This is a genomic window from Ruegeria intermedia (assembly GCF_900129345.1).
GTDB classification, from domain to species: domain Bacteria; phylum Pseudomonadota; class Alphaproteobacteria; order Rhodobacterales; family Rhodobacteraceae; genus Ruegeria; species Ruegeria intermedia.
Map to the genome: position 1 here is coordinate 131,494 of NZ_FQVK01000001.1, position 18,907 is coordinate 150,400.

Here is an 18,907-nt window from a genome sequence, read left to right on the forward strand (position 1 = left end):
GCCGCACCCCCGCTGCAACCCGGTTCAGGCCGGGATCTGCATCATTCCTCTGGCCGGGTTTTCCACCGGTTCGACCGAGAAACGGACGATGGTCGCGCCATTCTGGACCGGTGTCACCGTACAGGATACGGGCGTGCCGTCCGTCTTGCGGATCTCCGCGCTCCACTCGGCCCGGTCATTGCGCATTTCGATGAAGTCGCGAATTTCGCCCAGCACCGGAGTCGCCTGGCATTTTTCCTGCCAACTGCGGATGAGCTCCAACACGGTGGCGGGCTGGAAGCCCTCCTCTTCCGGGTCGTTCCAAAGCTGGTGATAGGCTTGGTTGGTGAAGGCCAGTATCCCGTCATCGGCGAAAACGGCGATCGCGTCGGCCAGCTTGTCGAAGACCGATTGCATCAGGTCCATCTCGGACCGGAAGCGCCGGGTCAGAGTGATTTCGGCGGTGATGTCCTCGAACAGAAAGGCGACGGCGCCGTCGGGATGCGGGCGGCCGCTGACCGAATAGACCGATCCCGACGGCAGCGACCAGGTTTCCTGATAGTTGCCGCCTTCGGCCGCTTCGAGCAGGTCGTTCATCTGGCTGCGCCAACTGCGATAGTTCTTGGGTTCGGGCATCATGTGCTGGTCGCGCAACCTGTCGAAAAAGCTGGAAAGGCTGGGGCGGCAGCTGAGAAAGTCGGGCGGCAGCGCCGTCAGGTCGATCAGGGCCGGGTTGAACAGCGCCAGCTGCCGGTTGCGGTCGAAGATCGCCAACCCGATCGACAACTGCGCGAAGGTCTTGGTCATGGTCTGGACGAATTTGCGCTGTGCGGTCTCGGCCTCGACGATCGCGTTCACGTCGACGGCATAGTGCAGCATGCCCTCGTCCAGTTCGATCTGCGTCAGATCGAACCACAGCTTGTTGTCGTTGCCCTTGACCGGAATGGAAACGCGGGTCTTCCGTCCGGGCCGGGTTTCACCCGCGAGATCGGGAAACATGGGGTCGGTCAGGTCGGCATCGGGCCCCCGCACCTTGCGGGCCAGCGTCACATAGGCGGCGTTGCACCAGCTGACCCTGTTCGACCGGTTCAGAAGCCATACCGGATAGGGCGCCTTGTCCATGGCCAGGCGGATCGGGTCGCTGGGGTCGCGGCGAATGGGCTCGGGTGCGCCGGTCCGGTCGCGCAGGCGCACCCGTACGATCCCGTCGATCCATTCGCACAGCACTTCGCGCTCGACAGTGCAGTCAATGGCAGACACCACCATGCTGCCCTGCTCGCGCACCAGTTCGGGAGATTCGGGAAAGGCGGGAAAGTCCCTCTGCAACAGGCGCCTGAGATCGTTCCAGTCATTCACCGACTCGAATCCCGACAGGGCGATGTCGGAATGGCTGATCAGGCGATCGCCATCGAACAGAAACACCGCGTCCAACAGGGATTCGGGCGCCGACAGGCCAAAGCTGTCATCGCGGGGCCGGCGCCGCGGCAACAGCCACTGCAGCGCCAGGCTGGACGAAACCAGGCTGATCGCGGCCAGAATGATCCAGTCTGCCATATCCCATGCACCCGAAAACCCAAACCAGACACAACTATCGGCGCCAATGGTTAACGGCGTCTTAACTCAGACCCGGAACGGCTTGTTGGCGCCCGAGGGAACCGGCGACTCGCCGCTCTGGGCGTCGATCAGTTTCCGCGGCCAGGACACCAGAACGATGGCGCCCCGGCGCTCGGGGTCGTCGGTGAGGTCCTGATACGGATCGGATCCGTTCGCGAAAGTCAGTTCCGCGCCGCTGCGTTCCAGCAGCGTCTTGGCGATGAACAGACCCAGGCCCATGCCCTCGTATTCGGGCCGCGTGCGCAGGTCGGTCTCGGCGCGTTTGCGGCGCATGAACGGGTCGCCGATGCGCCCGATGATCTGGGCCGGGTACCCGCGCCCGTCATCCATGATGCTGACGGTGATCCGGTCGGGGGTCCATTCGGCTTCGACCCAGACCTGCCCGCGGGCGAAATCCACCGCGTTCTGAATCAGGTTGCGCAGCCCGTGGATGATCTCGGGTTTGCGCAGGATCGAGGGCTGCTGAACGTCGCCATCCGGCCCCGGCCCTTCGGCGAAATGCACCTGTTTGCCGCGGTGGATATGCGGCTCGGCGGCCTCGTGGATCACGGTGGACAGGGGCGCTTGCCGCAGGTGCAGGTCGTCCTTGCCGGCCCGGCCCATGTCGCGCAGGATGTCGCGGCAGCGGTCGGCCTGCTCGCGGATCAGGGCGGCGTCTTCCTTCAGGTCCGGGCGGTCGTCCAGTTCCTCGATCAGCTCGGCGCTGGTCAGCTTGATGGTGGCCAGCGGCGTGCCCAGCTCATGCGCGGCGGCGGCCACGACCCCGCCCAGATCGGTCAGTTTCTGTTCGCGGGCCAGCGCCATCTGGGTGGCGGCCAGCGCCTCGGACATCGACTGCACCTCGGCGCTGATGCGGTGCGAATAGGCGCCGATGAACACGATCGCGATCACGATGGCGGCCCAGTTTCCGAACAGCAGGATCTCGGGGATGTCCAGCACCAGCCCCAGATTGGTGCGCAGCGGCAGGTGGAACCGGGCCAGCAGCGTCGCGACGATGATCGCCGCCCCGCCGATGATCAGGGTCGAGCGGGTGCTCATGACGTTGGCGGCGATGGTCACCGGCCCCAGCAGCAGCAGCGCGAACGGATTGTTCAGCCCGCCGGTGAGGTACAGCAGAATGGCCAGCTGCAGCAGGTCGAACAGCACCATCAGGAAGTTCTCGAACTCGGTCAGGCGCTTGTTCTGCGGGAACAGCAGCATGGCGGTCAGGTTGCCCATCACCGATATGCCGATGGCCAGATAGCACAGGCCCAGTTCCAGCTGAACGTGATAGACCTGCTGCGCCACGGTGATGGCGGTCAGCTGGCCGATGATGGCCACCCATCGCAGCAGGATCAGCGTGCGCAGCCGGATCCAGCTGCTGCGTTCCTGTCCGCGCCAGAGGCTGGTGTTGGAATCCGTCATCGCGCGATTATGTCCTGTTGCGGCGGCTGGTCAACTTGATAGGTGTCGCGGCCGAACCGATCAACAGCCCCTTGCGTCAGGAATTACGCCATGACCCGTCTTTACGCCATTCTCGCAACCGTTGTTCTGGCCCTTGGCCTGGGCGCCATGTGGCTGATGACGCGTGGCGGGCCCGAGGACAAGTTCGCCCAATGCCGGACCAGCCAGATCGCCGGCGGCTCCGCCGCCATCGGCGGCCCGTTCGAGCTGATCAATTCCAAGGGCGAAACCGTGACCGACAAGGATGTGATCACCGAGCCGTCGCTGATCTATTTCGGCTATACCTTCTGTCCCGATGTCTGCCCGCTGGACACCACCCGCAATGCCGAGGCCGTCGATATCCTGGCCGAGCGCGGCTATTCGGTGACGCCGATCTTCATCTCGATCGACCCCGATCGCGACACCCCCGAGGTGGTCGGCGATTTTGCCTACAACCTGCATGAAAAGATGATCGGTCTGACCGGAACGCCCGAGCAGGTCAAAGCCGCAAGCAAGGCCTACAAGACCTATTACAAGGCCCAGGACAAGAGCGACGAGTATTATCTGGTCGATCATTCCACCTTTACCTATTTCGTCACGCCGCAGGACGGGTTCCTGGAGTTCTTCAAGCGCGACGACACGGCCGAGCAGATGGCAGACCGGGTCGCCTGTTTCCTGGACCAGGCCGGGAAATAGAGGGTGGTTTGACCTTTGGTGTGGCGCTGCTATTATTCAACATCAAGCCTATCGGCAGGACATAGCAGAAAGATCCCACATGGCAGACAGTGCGCAGCTTGACATCGGCCCCGACAAATCCCTGCTTCTGGTGGATGATGACGAGCCGTTTCTGAGGCGTCTGGCCAAGGCGATGGAAAAGCGCGGGTTCGAGGTGGAAACCGCCGGATCGGTCGCCGCCGGACGTGCCATCGCCACCGCCCGCCCGCCCGCTTTTGCCGTGGTGGACCTGCGGCTCGAGGATGGCAACGGGCTGGACGTGGTCGAGGTGCTGCGGGAAAAGCGCCCCGATTGCCGGGTGGTGGTTCTGACCGGATACGGCGCGATTGCAACCGCCGTGGCGGCGGTGAAAATCGGCGCGACCGACTATCTGTCGAAACCGGCCGATGCCACCGACATCACCAACGCGCTGCTGGCCAAGGGCGACGAACTGCCCCCGCCCCCCGAAAACCCCATGAGCGCCGACCGCGTGCGGTGGGAGCATATCCAGCGGGTCTATGAGCTGTGCGACCGAAACGTCTCGGAAACCGCGCGGCGTCTGAACATGCACCGCCGGACTTTGCAGCGGATTCTGGCGAAACGCAGCCCGCGTTAACACCGGGTCGCGTTACGCCGGTTGGAAATTCAGGGTAGGATTGGAAGCAGGCTGGAATGGCGGCTCTGCGGACGAAACTGCCATTCGACGTTTTCCCATCAATGGCCGCTTCCAGGCTGTGAGGTAAATCGGCCGTCAACAAACATTGACGCCCCGGGACTGCGCGGATGCTCGTGCGCCTAGTTTGAGCGAGCGACCCTTTCCAAGGCAGCGGCCCAGTCCTCGAGATGGCTGTCGTAGTAGGGTCCCTGTTCCGACTTGAACGTCACGATGCCGTCACTGTCCAACACATAAAGCCGTTCTGGTTCTCCTGCATAATCCGCGTTTATTCGATTGTCTGGCCAATCCAGCACAACCGGATTTTTGAATTCGTATGCCCTTCGCCAGTCATTAGCGACCTTGGCACGGTCCTCCAAATTGATGGGCTGTGAATACAGTATGCCGGCAGCTCTGTTCGATTCTGTGTTCCACCCATCTGTTGGATGCGCCTCCAATACATAGACAAAAACGAATTGCACTCGACCACCGTAGTGCTCGATCAGTTGCTTCATCCTATCTGATTGGCGACGGAAAACCGGGCAAGTGTAACACCCAAATATCAGCGAGACAGGAGCGCCGCGCAGATCGGAGAGGGCCAGAAGTCCAGAAGAGATACCGCCTTCGGCTTTCAGAGTGTGAGCGGCAAAATCGGGGGCGGTTTCACCCACTTGAGCGAGACACCGATGCTCTTGGTCTGCAGCCGTCCTCAGGTAGTCGCGGAATGCAGATTTGCTCAAGCCCATAGCGTCTTTGAAATCGGCTTCCGACATGTCATCCATCTGGTCCCGCATTTCGAACGCAATTCGGCTCATAGAAACATCCCCCTCGATCCGCACAATAGCAGGAACCGAAGCATACCTGAAAGGTATGTATCCATAGCGACATTGGGGTGCGACGCGGAATTCAGCAGGTATGGGCTCAAAGCAGACCTCCAGCCAAAGTCATTTTCTATAGCAGCGCCAGCAGCTCCGCATGCCGCGCCGTATATGCTTGCCGCACCTCGACCGGTGGCCTCAGCGTGATCTGCAACCCCTCCATCACCGCCGCGTCCGGTCGGCCGAAGAACTTGCTTGCCTCGGCCTCGGAAAACCCCGCGATCTGGGTGGCCTCCATCCAGGCGCTGATCCGGTCGGCCTTCTTGATCTGACGTTTCACCGTTTTCGGCACCGCGGCGGGCAGGCCGAAGCGGATGTGGATTGCCGCCGCCAGCCGGTCGTCCAGCGCGCCGTAACCGGGGCCGACCGCCGCCTTCACCGGCGAGATCATGTCGCCGATCACATATTCCGGCGCATCGTGCAGCAGCGCCGCCAGCCGCCATTTCACCGGCGCCTTGGGGGCGATCCGGCCGAACAGCTCTTCGACCAGCAGGGAATGCTCGGCCACGGAATAGGCGAAGTCGCCCGCCGTCTGGCCGTTCCAGCGCGCCACGAAAGCCAGCCCATGGGCGATATCCTCGATCTCGATATCCACCGGCGTCGGGTCCAGCAGGTCCAGCCGGCGGCCCGACAGCATCCTCTGCCATGCCCTGGGTTGTGTTGCCATTCTGCCATGCCCCTTTCGTGCCGAATGTGCCTGAAACGCGGGTTCGTGCTATGCTTAAGCCATCCTGATCACCGGCTGCCAACAGTTTCTTGAGCAATCGTGCTTTGAACCGGCACGCGGGGATCACGACATCAAGGCTGAGGGGGGCGCGCGTTCCTCCCGGCGTGCCCCTCTCGGATCGAAACCCGAACCGAAAGGAGCTTGTCATGTTCAAGCGTTTGTTGGGAATGGCCCTGGTCTTTGGAATGGCTGCGGCTGCGCCGCCCGCATCGGCTCAGAACTGCGCCCTGCGCGCGGATGTGATCGCCAAATTGCAGCAGATCTATTCCGAAGAGCTGGCCTTTGGCGGATTGCAGAACACGCGGGGCGGTCTGACGGTCATGGAGGTATGGGCCTCGCGCGCCACCGGCACCTATACCGTGTTGATGACCCACGCCAACGGCATCAGCTGCATTGTCGCCGCCGGCACCGATTTCTTCGAAGTGACGCCCAAGGCCCCGGCTGAAGGGGCGCCCAGTTGACTTGACGCCGGCGACGCGCCCGCCATCCACATTGCCACTTTTCCCCAACGGTGTTAGGGCCTGCCCAAACCGTTGTTGATCGGAATGGAGCATCTGATGGCCGGCGACTACATCGTCAAAGACATTTCACTGGCCGGGTTCGGCCGCAAGGAACTGGATATTGCTGAAACCGAAATGCCGGGCCTGATGGCTCTGCGTGCGGAATACGGCGACAGCAAGCCGCTGAAAGGGGCGCGCATCGTCGGGTCATTGCACATGACGATCCAGACCGCCGTTCTGATCGAAACGCTGGTCGCGCTGGGCGCGGATGTGCGCTGGGCGTCGTGCAACATCTTCTCGACCCAGGACCACGCGGCGGCGGCCATCGCCGAGGCGGGCATTCCGGTCTTTGCCATCAAGGGCCAGACTCTGGAAGAGCATTGGGACTATCTCGACAAGTCTTTCCTGTTCGAAGACGGCCCGAACCTGATCCTGGACGATGGCGGCGACGCCACACTGTACATCCTGCTGGGCGCGCGCGCCGAAGCGGGCGAGGACATCATCCCCGTCCCGTCCTCGGAAGAGGAAGAAGTCATCAAGGCGCAGATCAACAAGCGGATGGCCGCCAGCCCGGGCTGGTTCACCAAGGTGCGCGATCAGATCAAGGGCGTGTCCGAGGAAACCACCACCGGCGTCAACCGCCTGTATCAGCTGGTCAAGGACGGCCACCTGCCGTTCCCGGCGATCAACGTGAATGACAGCGTCACCAAGTCCAAATTCGACAACAAATACGGCTGCAAGGAATCGCTGGTCGATGGCATCCGCCGCGCCACCGACACGATGATGGCCGGCAAGGTTGCCGTGGTCTGCGGTTATGGCGACGTGGGCAAGGGCTCGGCCGCGTCCCTGCGCGGCGCCGGTGCCCGCGTGAAGGTGACCGAGGTCGACCCGATCTGCGCCCTGCAGGCCGCGATGGACGGGTATGAGGTGGTTCTGCTGGAAGACGTGGTTTCGACCGCCGACATCTTCATCACCACCACCGGCAACAAGGACGTGATCCGCATCGAGCACATGCGCGAGATGAAGGACATGGCCATCGTCGGCAATATCGGCCATTTCGACAACGAGATTCAGGTGGCCAGCCTGCGCAACCACAAATGGACCAACATCAAGGATCAGGTGGACATGATCGAGATGCCCTCGGGCAACCGCATCATCCTGCTGTCCGAAGGCCGTCTGCTGAACCTGGGCAACGCCACCGGGCACCCGTCCTTCGTGATGTCGGCGTCGTTCACCAACCAGGTTCTGGCCCAGATCGAGCTGTGGACCCGTGGCGACAAGTACGAGAACAAGGTCCATATCCTGCCCAAGCACCTGGACGAAAAGGTCGCGCGCCTGCATCTGGACCGGATCGGCGTCAAGCTGACCAAGCTGAACAAAGAGCAGGCCGATTACATCGGTGTCACGCCCGAAGGCCCGTTCAAGCCCGAGCATTACCGGTATTGATCGGTCGGAAGTTCGCGGAAAAGGCGGCCATCCGGGCCGCCTTTTTTGTTGCGGTCAGCGCAGCGGCGGCACGAAATCGCCGCGCCCCTGCGGCGTCAGGTCCAGAATGTTCCACAGGGGCCAGACCGCGTCGACATGGCGCGGATGCCAGTCGCTGGGTTCAAAGAACAGCTCGGAGCTCCAGAAATGGTGGATGCCATCCGCATCGCGCTGAAACACGGTCAGGATCGGCAACTGGCTTCCGTCCTCGGTCTCGGCCAGATAGTCTTGCTGGTAGGTCGTGTCCAACGCGGAATACAGCGGCAGATCCTGCCAGCCCATGCGCCGGCGCAGCGCGGCCAGGGCATCCGGCGTATTCTGCGCCACGACCGCAAAGGCGGTTTTTCGGGTCAGATGCGCGACCTGCCCGGTCAGCCCGTCCAGAAAGGCCGCGCACATGGGGCAGGGGTCCTGCGCCTTGGGGCCGAACATCAGCGAATACACGACCAGAGTGTCATGGTCGCCGAACAGGCTGGAAATCGGGGCAGTGTTGCCGCCGAGATCCCGTAAGGCATAGTCCTGCGGGATCCGGCCGCCTTTGGGCAGGGCGCGGCGCAGTGCGGCCACGTCCTCGACCCGCGCACGCAAATCGGCTTCGGCGGCCAACAGGGCATTTCGGGCGGTTCGGTACGCGGCGCTTTCGTTGGGTAGGGCGACGGGCATGACGGGTCTCCTTGGATCATTATTTAACTGCTATGTTAAATAAAGAGCCCGAACAGATCAAGGCGCGGGCTGCACGGCGTGGTCTACGGGGAACATGCCCGATTTTTCCCTTTGTGCTTTTCCTGCCAGCCGCTACCGTTCCTCCAGCGCCGCAAAGGCCGGACCCCAACCCATACAGGAGAGGACAATGGGAAAACGTGACGAGTTGATCGCCAAATACGCGGATGATCTGAAGAACAAGTGCGGGATGGACCCCGACATGGACCTGTTGACCAAGGTGACGATCGGTTGCGGGCCTTCGATCTATGACGCGGATGCCGCAACCGTGGCCGCCAGCCAGGAAGGCGAGCTGGAGACGGTCAAGAACAACTTCCTGATCAAGAAACTGGGCCTGTCGGATGGCCCCGAGCTGATGGAAGCGATCAACAAGGTCATCGAAACCTACGGCAAGTCCGAGCGCAACAAATACCGCGCGGTGGTCTATTACATGCTGACCAAGCATTTCGGCAAAGAGTCCGTCTACGGCTGATCCCGCCGCGACATTCGGAAACGCCCGTCCGACTGGTTCGGCGGGCGTTTTGCATTTGAATCATACTCTATTGATTTGGCGTTTGAAAAACCGCCGTGCTCTGGGCTACGTTCAACCCGTGACCAGGACGGTCAGAACCAGAGATTTCTTTGCGTGTGGTGAGTAGGGAGCACGCGGGGTAGGGAAGGTTCTGCATCGTCAGGGCCTTCCCTTTTTTCAATCCGGTTCGGTCTGGCCCAATTCGCAGATCACCGCCCATTCGGCATCCGAGACGGGCTGCACCGAGAGGCGCGAGTTCTTGACCAGCACCATGTCGGCCAGCCGGGGATCAGCCTTGATCTGGTCCAGCGTGACCGGTTTGGCGAAGGGGCGCACTGCCTTGATGTCCACGCAGTCCCACCGGTCGTCATCGGTGGTGCTGTCGGGATGGGCCTCGGCGCAGACCTCGACGATGCCGACGATCGCTTTGTCCTTCTGCGAATGATAGAAAAACCCCCGGTCGCCCAGCTTCATCTGCCGCATGAAATTGCGGGCCTGATAGTTGCGCACCCCGTCCCATTCCTCGCCCGCGTCGCCCTTGGCGACCTGCTGGTCCCAGCTCCATGTCGAGGGTTCGGATTTGAACAGCCAATGCGCCATCAGCCGATGACCTTCTTCCACGGGATCAGTTCGACCGATTTGAACAGACCGGCCTTGGCATAGGGGTCGTTGTCGGCCCAGGCCTGTGCGGCGGACAGATCCTCGACATCAAGGATGACCAGCGACCCGATCATGGCATCGCCGTCCAGCAACGGCCCGGCCTGTGCGACCACGCCGGTTTCTTCGATATAGGCCAGGTGCGCGGCGCGGTTGTCCAGACGGGTCTGCAGGGCGCCGTCCTTGTCGCGGGCGATCAGGGCGATAAGCATGTCATTCCTCCTTGAGTGGGCGACTGAGCAGGGATTGCAGGGCCTCGGCGACACTGTAGGCGCCACGGCTGAGCTGCGCCACCGTCTGGCAGATGGGCATGTCCAGCCCCTCGGCCGCGGCGATGGCGGCCATTGCATTTGCCGTGGCCACGCCTTCGACGGTGGTCGCGGCGTCAAAGGACTCGCTGCGGCCCAGCGACAAGCCGAACCGGAAGTTGCGCGACAATTCGGACGAGCAGGTCAGGACCAGATCGCCCAGACCCGACAGGCCCATCAGCGTCTCGGGCCGAGCGCCGCGCATCGCGGCAAAGCGCTGCATCTCGGCAAAGCCGCGCGTCATCAGGGCCGCGCGGGCGCTGTCCCCCAGACCCGCGCCGATGCAGGCCCCGCAGGCGATGGCCATCACGTTCTTCAACGCGCCGCCCAGCTCGGCCCCGGTCACGTCGGTAGTCCGGTAGAGCCGCAGGTTGGCGGTGGTCAGCGTCTGTTGCAACTGGGCGCCCAGGTCCGCGTCGGCGCAGGCCAGGGTCAGCGCCGTAGGCAACCCGCGGGCGATGTCATCGGCAAAGCTGGGCCCGGTCAGCAAGGCAGTGCGGGCGCCGGGCAGCACCTGTTCGATCACGGCAATCGGACCGAGGCCTGTGGACAGTTCGATGCCTTTGCAGCAGGCCACCAGGCTGCGACCCTGCAGGTCCGCCGCATGGTCCGACAGGACATCGCGCAGCTTTTGCATGGGCACCGCCAGCAACAACTCGTCGCTTTGACAGGCCAGGGCGATTTCAGCGGTCACAGTGATCGCGTCGGGCAGGGTGACACCCGGAAGGCGCGTGTCGTTGCGGCGGGTCGCCTGCATCGTCTGCGCCCGCTCGCCCGACCGGGCCCACAAGGTGACCGGACCCTTGCCCGCCAACGAGATCGCCAGCGCGGTGCCGAAGGCGCCCGATCCAAGGACCGAGACGTTCATGCCTTGGCCCCCTTGCGCCCGCCGCCCAGCATGGCCGGGCTGGTCTGGTCCAGCGGCCAGCGGGGCCGGGCGGTCAGGTCCAGCCCGTCACGCGCGCCCAGCCGGAACCGTTCCAACCCGGCATAGGCGATCATCGCCGCATTGTCGGTGCACAGGTGCAGCGGCGGGGCGGTAAACCGCGCGCCGGCATCCGCGGAAACAGACTCTAACGCAGACCGAATGGCCGTATTGGCCGCAACGCCCCCGGCCACCGCGATCACCGGCTCGGCCGGGTTGGTTTCAAGATACAGGGCGATGGCACGGCGGGTCTTTTCGGCCAGCGTATCCACGACCGCCTGCTGGAACCCGGCGCACAGATCGGCGCGGTCCTGACGCGTCAGCCCGCCCTTGTCGGCCACGATCTGGTCGCGCATCCGCATCAAGGCGGTCTTGAGCCCGGAAAAGGACAGATCGCACCCGGGCCGGTCCAGCAGCGGCCGCGGAAAGCGAAAGCGCTTGGGGTCCCCGTTGCGGGCCTCGGCCTCGACCGAGGGGCCGCCGGGCTGGGGCAGGCCCAGCAGGCGCGCGGTCTTGTCGAAGGCCTCGCCTGGGGCGTCGTCGATGGTGCCGCCCAGCCGCGTGAACCGCTCGGGACCGTGGGCGATCAGGTATTGGCAATGCCCGCCGGACACCAGCAGCATCAGGTAGGGAAAGGCGATCCCGTCCGTCAGCCGCGGGGTCAGCGCGTGGCCGGCCAGGTGGTTGACGCCGATCAGCGGCAGACCGGTGGCCGCGCTGATCCCCTTGGCGCACATCACGCCGGACATGACCCCGCCGATCAGTCCCGGCCCGGCGGTCACCGCCACGGCGTCCATATCCTGCAGAGTCAGGCCCGCCTGCTCCAACGCCTGTTGCACGCAGACATCCAGCTTTTCGGCATGCGCGCGGGCCGCGATCTCGGGCACCACGCCGCCGAAGGCGCTGTGCAGCTCCGTCTGGCCATGCACGACCGAGGAAAGAACCTGCGCCGGTTCGCCCTCGGTCTGCCGCACCACGGCCGCCGCCGTGTCATCGCAGCTGCTTTCCAATCCCAGAACGGTAAGTGTTTGCACCATCGGCCTGAACCATTGCATCATGATCTGGTCGCGGGGTATCACCCCGCGCCGCAGCAAACAATCCTCAAGGCCTGAACGCCCGCCCGTGTACCTGTTGATGACCCGCCCCCGCGCCGCCTCGGAAAGGTTCGTGGCGCAGCTGCCCGAACGTTTGCGGTCGCGGGTCCAGGTGATCTATTCCCCGCTGCTGGATATCCGGCCGATGGAACAGGCGGTGGACACGACCGGAGTCCGGGGGCTGATCTTCACCTCGGCCAATGGCGTGGCGGCCGCTGCGGCGCAGGATGTGCGCCGGGATCTGCCCGCCCATTGCGTGGGGCCGGCCACCACCGAGACGGCCCGCCAGGCCGGGTGGGAGGCCCGTATGGCCGGCGAAACCGCCGAGGAACTGGTGGCCAAACTGCTGAAACAGCGCCCGGACAGCCCGCTGCTGCATCTGCGCGGAGAGCACAGCCGCGGAAACATCGCGGCCCGGCTGACCGAACTGGGCCTGACCGTGCGGGAACAGCCGGTCTATCGCCAGCAGCTGCTGCCTTTGACGCCCGAGGCCCAGGCCGCGGCGGCCGGATCGGCCGCGGTGATTGCGCCCTTGTTCTCGCCGCGCACTGCGCGACAATTTGCCGACCTCTGGCCCGGACCGGCGCCGCTTTTGGTCGCCGCGATGAGCGGACCGACCGCCGAGCCCCTTGAAAACTTGGCCATTGCCCGCTTGCGGATTGCCAAACACCCGACGCCGAAGAGCATGCGGAAAGCCGTGAAAAAACTTGTGAAATACGCGATCCAGCTTGAGGGCGGGCAGGGGGCGGATTAACTTGGGGCCGTCTGAACACAAGGCTTTTTAGGATTCGACAGGGGGAAGTGACGGTGGCTGCCAGGAAAGACACGGATCAGAAACCGGTGGATGACCCCAAGGTCGAAGACGTGATCGAAGCGGCGGATGCCGAAATGGACTCGGACCCGCTTGACCCGTCGGACAAGGTGGAACAGGAGCCTTCCGAAGCCGAAGCCGAAGCCGAAGCCGAAGCCGAAGCCGAAGCCGAAGCCGAAGCCGAAGCCGAAGCCGAAGCCGAAGCCGAAGCCGAAGCCGAAGCCCCGACCCCTGTCGCGGAAACACGGCCCAGCGAAAACAAACCGGACCCCGCAGCCAGACGCGGTGGGTTCTTGCCGGCCCTGATCGGTGGGGTGGTTGCCGCCGCGATCGGGTTTGCCGCCGGGCGCAGCGACCTGCTGTGGCCCGCGGGATCGGACCCGTCCGAGGCCATTGCGGGCCTCGAGGCCAAGCTGTCCGATCAAGCCGACCAACTGGCCGCCTTGGGCAAGCAGCTGGCCGCGGCCCCGGACCCGGCCGCCGAGATCGCGGCGCTGCGCGCCAAACTGGGGCCGATCGAAAGCGAGATCTCGACCATCAAATCCAGCCTCGACACCCTGTCCGGCAAGATCGACCCTCTGACCGAGCGGGTCGCCAAGCTCGAGGCGCGCCCGCTGACCGAGGCAGCGTCGCCCGAAACGGTTGCCGCGGTCGAGGCCGAGTTGAAGAAACTGCAGGACTCTCTGGCCGCCCAGCGCGCCGAGGTCGAAAAGATGGTGGCCGACGCCCAGGCGCAGGAAGCGCAGGCCAAGGCTCAGGCTCAGGCGGCCGAAAACCTGGCGACGCTGGCCAGGATCCGGGGCCAGCTGGACGCAGGTGCCCCGTATTCGGACCTGGTTGCCCATCTGCAAGCCGGCGGTGTTTCCGTGCCGGATGCGTTGTCGGGGCCGGCCGATGACGGCGTGGCCACCCTGGCCGATCTGCGCGATGGCTTCCCGCCCGCCGCCCGCGCGGCGCTGGCTGATGCTCGCGCTGCGGACAAGGGCACGGGCCTGATCGCGTTTCTGCAACGGCAGACCGGGGCGCGTTCGGTCACGCCGAAAGAGGGCAACGACCCCGACGCCATCCTGTCGCGTGCGCAGGCCGCGGTGGGCAAGGGCGATCTGGCGGCGGCCCTGGCCGAACTGGACGCGCTGCCCGAGGCCGCGAAACCGGCCATGGCCGAATGGATACAGGCGGCAAAGATCCGGCTGGAGGCCGAGACTGCCGTCAATGCGCTGGTTTCCGGCGTGAACTCGAACTGAAGGGCCTGTCATGCTGTGGTCATTGTTGAAGATCCTTGTTTTTGTCGTGATCGTCGGCCTGCTGGCGATGGGCGCCGGTTACCTGATGGAATCCAGCGGCGGCGTTCAGATCACCGCCCTGGGGTTGGAAATCACGCTCAGCCCGCTGCAGTCGGTCATCGCGCTGGGGGTTCTGGTCTTTGCCGTCTGGCTGGGGCTGAAGCTGTTGGGCCTGTTGATCGCCACGCTGAAATTCATCAATGGTGACGAAACCGCCCTGTCGCGCTATTTCGACCGCAGCCGCGAGCAGCGCGGATACCAGGCGCTGGCCGACGGGCTGATGGCGCTGGCCTCGGGCGAGGGGCGCATCGCGCTGGCCAAGGCCCGCAAGGCCGAAAAGCTGCTGAACAAGCCGGAACTGACCAACCTGCTGGTGGCCCAGGCGGCCGAAATGACCGGCGACACGAAAAAGGCAGCCGAGACCTACAAGAAGCTGGTGAGCGATCCGGCCACGCGTTTTGTCGGGGTGCGGGGCATCCTGAAACAGAAGCTGGCCGAGGGGGACGAGGAAACCGCCCGCAAGCTGGCCGAGAAGGCGTTGCAGCTGAAGCCACGGCACGAGGAAACGCAGGACGTTCTGCTGAACCTTCAGACCAAGGCGCAGGATTGGGCCGGGGCGCGCTCGACCCTGACCGCCAAGCTGAAGGCGGGATACCTGCCGCGCGACGTCTACCGTCGCCGCGACGCGGTGCTGGCCCTGTCCGAGGCCAGGGACATTCTGGACGAGTCCGCCACCGTCGAACAGCAGGAGCGCGCGATCGAGGCCAACCGCCTGTCGCCCGATCTGGTGCCCGCCGCCGCGATGGCCGCGCGGGCCTATATCGCCAAGGGCAAGCCGCGCGCGGCGACCAAAATTCTGAAAAAGGCGTGGGAGGCGCAGCCGCATCCCGACCTGGCCCATGCCTTTGCCGAGATCGTCCCGGACGAGACCCCCGAAGAGCGGATCAAGCGCTTTGCCACCCTGACCCGCATTCACCCCGACCACCCCGAGACCCGCCTGATCCGGGCCGAGCTGAACATCGTGGCCGAGGACTTCCCCGAAGCCCGCCGTGCGCTGGGCGATCTGGTCGAGAAGGGCGCCGATGCGCGGGCCTATACGCTGATGGCGGCGATCGAACGGGGCGAGGGGGCGTCGGACGCGGTGGTTCAAGGCTGGCTGGCCAAGGCGCTGAACGCGCCGCGCGGCCCGCAATGGGTCTGCGAAAACTGCCACGACATCCATGCCGAATGGGCGCCGGTCTGCTCGACCTGCCACAGCTTCGACACGCTGAGTTGGCAGCGGCCGAAAACGCCCGAGATCGCGACTGCGACCGGCGTGCACATGCTGCCGCTGATCGTGGGTGCGCTCGAGGATCAATCGGACGCGGTCGAGGAGGCCGAGATCGAAGATGCCGAAGCGCCCGAGGCGATCGAACCCGAACCCGAGGGCGCGGCGGCACCGGACGAAGGCGGCGCAGAGCCGGTTCCCGAGGATACCGGCAAAACCGCCTAGCGGGCGGTTTCCACGTCGAAGGCGTCGTTCCACAGGTTGAACAGTTCCGCCCGGCGGTTCGGATCGCTGGCCACCAGCAGGGCGGGCGACAGGGGAATGAACCGGCGCGCGCTGGGCGCAAGGCCGGTTTCGGCCGCATCCATCCGCGCCACCAACCCCGATCGGGCCAGTAGGTCCTGCGCCGTCGGCGACAGCAGGAAATCCAGCAGCCGCTGCCCGCCCGCGCTGTTGGCCGCGTTTCTTGGGATCATGTAGGCGCGGGACAGCACCAGCGTGTAATCCTCGGGCAGGATCACCCCAACCGCGGGGTCCTGCGCGTTGGCCACGTATGAGCCAAGCACGTTGTAGGCGATCAGGAACCGTCCCCGGGCCACGTCGCGGATGATCTCGGCCGAACAGCAGGTGGCCACCGCGTCGATCCGGGCAAAGCCCTCGATCAACGAGCCAAAGGTGGTGGCCTCGAGACTGTCGCCATAGGCGAACAGATACCCCAGCCCCGAGGCCGCGATGTCATAGGTCGCCACCCGGCCGCGCAGCAGGTCGGGGCGGGTGCGCATCGCGTCCAGCAGGGCAAAGCGGCTGCGCGGCGCCTCCAGATCGTCCAGACGGTCCTTGTTGTAGACGATGACGGCAGGTTCGGTGGTGATCCCCCACAGCTCGTCCCGCCAGCGCCGGGCCGGGGGCAGCGCCTGCATGAGGGCCGAGCTGTAGCGGTGGGCGCAGGCGGCATTGACCAACCAGACCATCTGCTGAACCGCCGAGGAGAACACCGCATCCGCCGGGCTGTCGCCGGTCTTGCAGGCCGTCTTGCTGTGCTGGAACAGCGCGTTCGAGCCCCATTGTTCATAGGTTATGGTCAGGTCTGGGTTTTGCTCCGCGAACTGTTCCATCACCGGGCGGATAATGCCGATATCCGTGGTCGAGCGCACCAGCAGGGGGGTGGGTCCGGTGCCGAATTCGGTCACTGCTTCCTGCGCAGCAGTGCGGGTACCCGGCATCAGCAGGCACAGGGCCAGGGGGATCAGAAACCGTATCATGCGCCTGGTCCTTCGGTGGCGGCCGGAAAGTTCAGCGACACGCGAAACCCGTCATCGGTGCGGGTCATCTCGACGGTGCCGTCAAAGGCTTCGGCGGTGGATTTGACGATCGACAGGCCCAGCCCGCTGCTGTCCTCGCCCGAGCCTGCGTTGCGGTTGAACCGGTCGCCCAGCCGGGCAGAGACCGACGTTTCCGGCCCCGGGCCGCTGTCGCGCACCCACAGCACGGCCTGGCCACCCACCAGGCTGGCGCCGATGCTGACCGGGGCCTTGCCATGGCGCAGCGCGTTGCCCAGCAGGTTCTTGGTGGCCTCGCCCAGCGAAAACGCATCGCCCCGCACCCAGACCGGGTCTTCCCCGATTTTCAGATGCACCTCGACACCGGGGGCGATCACCTCGTGGTCGCTCTGCTCCAGCGCCTCGAGCGCCACTTCGCGCAGATCGACCGGCAGGCGCGGGGCGCTGTCGATGCGGTGGATGACCATCGCGCGCGACAAAAGCTGATCCAGAAGTGTCCCGAGCGACCGCGTACGGTTCAGCAGCCGGTCAAGCGCGCGGCGCCCGGCGGGGCTGTCGGGGTCCGCCTGGGCAATCTCGGCCTGCACCCGGATCGCCGCGACCGGGGTGCGCAACTGATGCGCGGTGTCGGCGATCAGGTTGCGCATCGACAGAACCTGCCGGTCCAGCCGCCCCATGAACCGGTTCATCGCCGCGATCATGACCTGCAATTCGCGTGGCAGCCCGTCGCTGGCCACGGGCGTCAGGTCATAGGGGTCGCGGCGGATCAGGTCATCCGACATCGCCTCGAGCGGGCGCAGCGCCGAACGGGTGACGAACCAGGACATGATCAGCAGCAACGCGCCCGCCACCGCCATCGGCAGCAGCGCGTCCAGCATCAGCCCGGCAGTCATCGCGCGCCGCGCCAGCAAGGTCTGCCCGACCACGATTTCGACCTCGCCGGAAAAGTCGCGCTCGGCGAACAGGCGGGGTAGTCGGACGAACCGGGCCGGTTCCCCGTTCAGGTCTGCCGCGAAATACTGGGCCGACTGGCTGACGGGCTGCGGGGGCGCGATCACCGTGTCCGGGTCCAGCCCGGTGATGAAGCGCCCGTCGGGCCCGCGCACCGCGTAATAGATCCGGTCATCCGGGGCCTGGGCCAGCAGCTCAAAGGCCGAAACCGGCAGGTCAACGATGGGCTGGCCCTCCTGGATGCGCACGGATTCGGCGATGTCGCTGGCAGCGCCCAGCAGCAGCCGGTCATAGGCCTGACGGGCCGCCAACCGGCCGTTGGCCCAGATCGACAGGCCGACCAGCACGCCGCCCAGAACAAGGATCAGCACCACCGCGCTCAGCACCCGGGCGGTCAGGCTGTGGGGCAAGGGCGGCCTAAACATGCAGGCCGATCCGGTACCCGACCCCGCGCTGGGTGGTGATGGTCACGCCGCTGCCCGAGAATTTCTTGCGCAGCCGGGCGATATACAGCTCGATCGCGTTCACGCCCACATCGGCATCCTCGAAACCATAAAGCGAGTCGTACAGCCGCGCCTTGGACAGGAACTGCCCCTCGTGCCGGATCAGGGCGTCCAGCACGGCGGCCTCGCGTGCGGTCAGGTTCAGGCGTTTGCCGCCCAGCGTGGCGCTGCGGTCCTTGGGGGCATAGACCAGCGGGCCAAGCGTTAACTGCTCGCTCTTGCGGTCAGCGTCGCGACGCACCAGCGCGCGCAACCGCGCCTCGAGCTCGCGCTGGTCGAAGGGCTTGCCCAGGTAATCGTCGGCCCCTTTGTCCAGCGCGGCGACCCGGTCCTCGACCGCGGTCAGCGCGGTCAGCATCAGAACCGGCGTGCGATCTCCGGCGGCGCGGATCCGGTCCAGAAAGCCCAGGCCCGACCCGTCGGGCAGGTTGATGTCCAGCAGGATCGCGTCATAGGACTGGACCGCGCGGAAATCATGGGCCGCCTCGACCGAGGTGGCCAGATCGCACACCACACCGGACCGGCCCAGATGGGCCACGACGCCCTCGGCCAGATCCTCGGCATCTTCGATCATCAATACGCGCATGGCCCCCCCGAAACGCCCCTCGCACCGTGACAGGTTCGTG

20 protein-coding genes are annotated in these 18,907 nt (G+C 65.0%); 8 read left to right on the top strand and 12 right to left on the bottom strand.

The window, feature by feature from the left end; genetic code table 11:
• Positions 1-24 precede the first annotated feature (24 nt).
• Both F3H26_RS00600 and regB read right to left on the bottom strand, forming a co-directional pair.
• Complete coding sequence (locus tag F3H26_RS00600) at positions 25-1,533, bottom strand: PAS-domain containing protein (RefSeq protein WP_149774125.1); 1,509 nt, start codon at positions 1,531-1,533, stop codon at positions 25-27.
• 66 nt (positions 1,534-1,599) lie between these two features.
• Entirely contained in the window at positions 1,600-2,997 is a 1,398-nt protein-coding gene (gene regB / locus F3H26_RS00605; protein WP_149774126.1) for a sensor histidine kinase RegB, read from the bottom strand.
• A gap of 90 nt (positions 2,998-3,087) precedes the next feature.
• Here regB and F3H26_RS00610 point away from each other — a divergent pair, with 90 nt between their 5' ends.
• Both F3H26_RS00610 and F3H26_RS00615 read left to right on the top strand, forming a co-directional pair.
• Positions 3,088-3,711 carry an SCO family protein gene (locus tag F3H26_RS00610; protein WP_149774127.1) on the top strand — a complete coding sequence of 208 codons (624 nt, stop codon included), beginning with the start codon at positions 3,088-3,090 and terminating at the stop codon, positions 3,709-3,711.
• A 79-nt stretch (positions 3,712-3,790) separates the two neighbouring features.
• Positions 3,791-4,345, top strand: a complete 555-nt coding sequence (locus F3H26_RS00615; protein WP_149774128.1) for an ActR/PrrA/RegA family redox response regulator transcription factor — start codon at positions 3,791-3,793, stop codon at positions 4,343-4,345.
• A 179-nt stretch (positions 4,346-4,524) separates the two neighbouring features.
• Here the strand turns inward: F3H26_RS00615 and F3H26_RS00620 are convergent, their stop codons facing one another.
• Positions 4,525-5,196, bottom strand: coding sequence for a deiodinase-like protein (locus tag F3H26_RS00620; RefSeq protein WP_149774129.1), 672 nt, complete (start codon positions 5,194-5,196; stop codon positions 4,525-4,527).
• A gap of 136 nt (positions 5,197-5,332) precedes the next feature.
• On the bottom strand, positions 5,333-5,926 hold the full coding sequence (locus F3H26_RS00625; protein ID WP_149774130.1) for an HD domain-containing protein: 594 nt from the start codon (positions 5,924-5,926) through the stop codon (positions 5,333-5,335).
• Between the two features lie 206 nt (positions 5,927-6,132).
• Between F3H26_RS00625 and F3H26_RS00630 the strand changes: the two genes are divergently transcribed.
• On the top strand, positions 6,133-6,447 hold the full coding sequence (locus tag F3H26_RS00630) for a hypothetical protein (protein WP_149774131.1): 315 nt from the start codon (positions 6,133-6,135) through the stop codon (positions 6,445-6,447).
• A gap of 96 nt (positions 6,448-6,543) precedes the next feature.
• Positions 6,544-7,932, top strand: coding sequence for an adenosylhomocysteinase (gene ahcY, locus F3H26_RS00635; RefSeq protein ID WP_149774132.1), 1,389 nt, complete (start codon positions 6,544-6,546; stop codon positions 7,930-7,932).
• 54 nt (positions 7,933-7,986) lie between these two features.
• Here ahcY and F3H26_RS00640 read toward each other — a convergent pair whose 3' ends face one another.
• The gene (locus F3H26_RS00640) at positions 7,987-8,634 is read right to left on the bottom strand and encodes a DUF899 family protein (protein ID WP_149774133.1); all 648 of its coding nucleotides are present in this window, start codon (positions 8,632-8,634) and stop codon (positions 7,987-7,989) included.
• 187 nt (positions 8,635-8,821) lie between these two features.
• Between F3H26_RS00640 and F3H26_RS00645 the strand changes: the two genes are divergently transcribed.
• A complete protein-coding gene (locus tag F3H26_RS00645) occupies positions 8,822-9,163 on the top strand; it encodes a DUF2853 family protein (protein WP_149774134.1) in 342 nt (113 codons plus the stop codon).
• Positions 9,164-9,379: 216 nt separating this feature from the next.
• Here the strand turns inward: F3H26_RS00645 and F3H26_RS00650 are convergent, their stop codons facing one another.
• Genes F3H26_RS00650 through tsaD form a run of 4 tightly spaced genes read right to left on the bottom strand, consistent with a single transcriptional unit; the run spans position 9,380 to position 12,129 of the window.
• Complete coding sequence (locus tag F3H26_RS00650) at positions 9,380-9,802, bottom strand: EVE domain-containing protein (RefSeq protein WP_149774135.1); 423 nt, start codon at positions 9,800-9,802, stop codon at positions 9,380-9,382.
• Positions 9,802-10,071: a YciI family protein gene (locus tag F3H26_RS00655; RefSeq protein ID WP_005979743.1), complete on the bottom strand. Its 270-nt coding sequence runs from the start codon at positions 10,069-10,071 to the stop codon at positions 9,802-9,804. The genes F3H26_RS00650 and F3H26_RS00655 overlap by 1 nt, the downstream gene beginning before the upstream one ends.
• A gap of 1 nt (position 10,072) precedes the next feature.
• Complete coding sequence (locus F3H26_RS00660) at positions 10,073-11,035, bottom strand: NAD(P)H-dependent glycerol-3-phosphate dehydrogenase (protein ID WP_149774136.1); 963 nt, start codon at positions 11,033-11,035, stop codon at positions 10,073-10,075.
• Complete coding sequence (gene tsaD / locus F3H26_RS00665) at positions 11,032-12,129, bottom strand: tRNA (adenosine(37)-N6)-threonylcarbamoyltransferase complex transferase subunit TsaD (RefSeq protein ID WP_149774137.1); 1,098 nt, start codon at positions 12,127-12,129, stop codon at positions 11,032-11,034. The genes F3H26_RS00660 and tsaD overlap by 4 nt, the downstream gene beginning before the upstream one ends.
• 97 nt (positions 12,130-12,226) lie before the next feature.
• Here tsaD and F3H26_RS00670 point away from each other — a divergent pair, with 97 nt between their 5' ends.
• Genes F3H26_RS00670 through F3H26_RS00680 form a run of 3 tightly spaced genes read left to right on the top strand, consistent with a single transcriptional unit; the run spans position 12,227 to position 15,772 of the window.
• Entirely contained in the window at positions 12,227-12,940 is a 714-nt protein-coding gene (locus F3H26_RS00670) for a uroporphyrinogen-III synthase (protein WP_223162397.1), read from the top strand.
• A 53-nt stretch (positions 12,941-12,993) separates the two neighbouring features.
• Positions 12,994-14,241: a COG4223 family protein gene (locus F3H26_RS00675; protein ID WP_149774139.1), complete on the top strand. Its 1,248-nt coding sequence runs from the start codon at positions 12,994-12,996 to the stop codon at positions 14,239-14,241.
• A gap of 10 nt (positions 14,242-14,251) precedes the next feature.
• The gene (locus F3H26_RS00680; RefSeq protein WP_149774140.1) at positions 14,252-15,772 is read left to right on the top strand and encodes a heme biosynthesis protein HemY; all 1,521 of its coding nucleotides are present in this window, start codon (positions 14,252-14,254) and stop codon (positions 15,770-15,772) included.
• Here F3H26_RS00680 and F3H26_RS00685 read toward each other — a convergent pair.
• The 3 genes from F3H26_RS00685 to F3H26_RS00695 are packed head-to-tail and all read right to left on the bottom strand — an operon-like array spanning position 15,769 to position 18,867.
• Positions 15,769-16,809, bottom strand: coding sequence for an ABC transporter substrate-binding protein (locus tag F3H26_RS00685; RefSeq protein ID WP_149774141.1), 1,041 nt, complete (start codon positions 16,807-16,809; stop codon positions 15,769-15,771). The two genes, F3H26_RS00680 and F3H26_RS00685, sit on opposite strands and share 4 nt — an antisense overlap.
• Entirely contained in the window at positions 16,806-18,203 is a 1,398-nt protein-coding gene (locus F3H26_RS00690) for a sensor histidine kinase (protein WP_149774142.1), read from the bottom strand. Before F3H26_RS00690 ends, F3H26_RS00685 begins: the two co-directional genes overlap by 4 nt.
• Positions 18,196-18,867 carry a response regulator transcription factor gene (locus tag F3H26_RS00695; RefSeq protein ID WP_149774143.1) on the bottom strand — a complete coding sequence of 224 codons (672 nt, stop codon included), beginning with the start codon at positions 18,865-18,867 and terminating at the stop codon, positions 18,196-18,198. Before F3H26_RS00695 ends, F3H26_RS00690 begins: the two co-directional genes overlap by 8 nt.
• Positions 18,868-18,907: the final 40 nt, after the last annotated feature.